Source organism: Streptomyces sp. NPDC001156, assembly GCF_053598275.1.
The window spans coordinates 1-1,851 of the sequence record NZ_JBSFJX010000492.1; the positions used below are offsets into that span (position 1 = coordinate 1).

Below are 1,851 nucleotides of genomic sequence, written 5' to 3' on the forward strand. Positions count from 1 at the left end.
GAACTGCGCGCCCGCGCGCTCAGCGACGCGATCGCCACCGAAGCCGGCGCTCTACCCGGCGTCCAGCAGGCGAATGTCCGCATCACAGGCCGACTTGCCCACCCTCGCGCCCACATCACCCTCACCCTCACCCCTCAGGGGACACCTGACGCCGCCCTCAAAACCCTCTGCGAAGGCCCGCTGCGGACCGCCCGCCAATCCACCGGCTCGCCCCCCATGCCAACCGAGGCCCGCCTACGCGTCGCTCGTCACAAACCCCGCCGTGCGGAATAGACCGGAGGAAACCCATTGGAGCTGGGCATGGCACTTCCAGGGCTTTCGCAGTTCACGCTCGAATATCTCACTACTTCCCAGAGGAGGCATCATGATTATCCTGGGAGTCATTCTGTTGGTCGTCGGCCTCGTCACCGGCATAGGCATTCTATGGACCATCGGGATCATCCTGGCAGTCATCGGAGTAATCTTGTGGCTCCTCGGCGCGATGGGACACGCCGTTGCAGGACGACGCCACTACTGGTGACCAGTCAAGAGCGTATCCCCAGCGGCCTGCAAGGCCGGGTCTGGACGGGAAAGATCACCTGTCCGCTGGGGGCTGTCATTGGACTCCCCGGGGAGATCACCTTTCCGCCAGCGGGAAACTCCTGAGCACTCGGCATGTTCCGTGAACCGGGCCAGGCGGTGGGCCAGAAGGATGTTCTTGACGTGGACGGGCCAAACGGAGCAGGCCCAGACCATGGGCCTGATCGGCACCCGGCGTCGGGGCGGGCACCGGCGGCGGGAGGACGACGGGCACCATCACCCGTCGATGACCGCCGGCTCATCGCCGGCGGGGCCCGCGGCGTGACCGGGTTAGCAACTGGCCACGCTGTCCAGGCAGGGACGGCTACGAGCACCTCAATCTGGATGACACCACGCCCGCGTAGGCACCGGCCCGGTCACGGCAGATGACCTCGATGCCCGGTTGAGCGGCCAGCCACGGTGCCAGTGAGGCCGCGTCCCGTTCGGAAAGGTCCAGGACCCGGTGGGTCCCGATGTCGATGATCACCGTTCCGTAGGGACCCAACGGTCCATGGCGAGTGGATGTAACGGACAGTGGGCTGGTGGACGGCCGTGCGTCGGTGGTGGCCACCTGCCAGCGTGCACCGACCCAGCTGCGCGCCCAGCGGAGCCCGCACTCGTGATGGACCATCATCGTCGACTGGCGGTCGACGGTTGCAGGGGCCGACCGGCGAGACCCTTGGCTCGCGCACAGCTTGCGATGGGTCACCGAGGCCCTGCGCATGCCGGCCTAGAAGGAATGGATGCGACCGACGTGGAGACTTCCGGACCGATAGCGGCGCGGTAGAAATCCCGAATTGTGCCCCGCACCTCCGCGTCGCCCGGGTTCGGCACCCTGCACAGTCGTCCCACTACTCCACTGCTTCTGCTGAGGCGGTCGAGGCCACGTTGATCTGACCACAGTCCGCATTGTGCGGGCCTCCGGAAGCCGGGTGCCTCTCAGCTGCCTTTTCGCTGACGATGAGAGAGACTAGGCGGCACGGGGCTTCTGTAAATGGGGCGAATCTGAGATGAGCACGAACAAGAGAATTAAGGCCAAGGCAGAGCAGGCCCAGGGAAAGGTCAAGGAGGGCATCGGGCGCGCCGTCGGAAATGAGGAGATGACGGCGAAGGGTCACGCTGAGAAATCCAAGGGAGACCTGCGCGAAGCCAAGGAGAAGGCAAAGGGTGGCGCACGCAAGGTGAAGGACGCCTTCAACCTGGATCCACCGCGTGAACTCTGATCCTCGGTGTCTGGCGGGTTCAGGGTGAATTTCGGGATGCGGGCAGCACGGGGCCCCGGCTGGCCGTCCG

The 1,851-nt window shown here is 65.6% G+C and carries 2 protein-coding genes and 1 pseudogene; all 3 read left to right on the forward strand.

What is annotated here, in order from left to right; translation table 11 throughout:
* Positions 1-273 (forward strand): annotated as a pseudogene (locus ACWDA7_RS52500) (alkaline shock response membrane anchor protein AmaP); the annotation flags it as partial.
* Between the two features lie 91 nt (positions 274-364).
* The gene (locus tag ACWDA7_RS52505) at positions 365-520 is read left to right on the forward strand and encodes a DUF6131 family protein (protein ID WP_450615264.1); all 156 of its coding nucleotides are present in this window, start codon (positions 365-367) and stop codon (positions 518-520) included.
* A gap of 1,048 nt (positions 521-1,568) precedes the next feature.
* Positions 1,569-1,781 carry a CsbD family protein gene (locus ACWDA7_RS52510; RefSeq protein ID WP_450615266.1) on the forward strand — a complete coding sequence of 71 codons (213 nt, stop codon included), beginning with the start codon at positions 1,569-1,571 and terminating at the stop codon, positions 1,779-1,781.
* Positions 1,782-1,851: the final 70 nt, after the last annotated feature.

Excerpts from the sequence above, each read along its gene's own strand:
- ACWDA7_RS52505 (WP_450615264.1), top strand. The coding sequence starts at position 365 with ATGATTATCCTGGGAGTCATTCTGTTGGTCGTCGGCCTCGTCACCGGC.
- ACWDA7_RS52510 (WP_450615266.1), top strand. The coding sequence starts at position 1,569 with ATGAGCACGAACAAGAGAATTAAGGCCAAGGCAGAGCAGGCCCAGGGA.